The organism is Enterobacter sp. UNJFSC 003 (assembly GCF_036903355.1).
Classification (GTDB): Bacteria; Pseudomonadota; Gammaproteobacteria; order Enterobacterales; family Enterobacteriaceae; genus Enterobacter.
In genome coordinates, this window is record NZ_JBAKHK010000129.1 from 1 (window position 1) to 280 (window position 280).

Consider the following 280-nt stretch of genomic DNA (forward strand, 5'->3'; position numbering starts at 1 on the left):
AGGTGACAAATGTAAAATTGCCTGATGCGCTGCGCTTATCAGGCCTACTGGGTGAGTGGCAATATGTTGAATTTGCACGATCTTGTAGGCCGGATAAGGCGTTTACGCCGCATCCGGCATAAACAACGCGCACTTTGTCAGCAATCTGAAGCCGCACCTGCGGCTTTTTTATTGCTTCACCAGCAGCGTCAGCACTTCATAGTGCGCGGTGTGCGGGAACATATCAAAAAGCTGTACCCGTTCGATGCGGTAACCAGGCAGTTCTCGGACATCTTTCGCC

Annotated in this window: 1 protein-coding gene; it reads right to left on the reverse strand. The window is 51.4% G+C overall.

What is annotated here, in order from left to right:
- Positions 1-168: 168 nt before the first annotated feature.
- On the reverse strand, positions 169-280 hold a 112-nt coding region (locus V5P19_RS23435; protein WP_334407933.1), incomplete at its 5' end, for a hypothetical protein.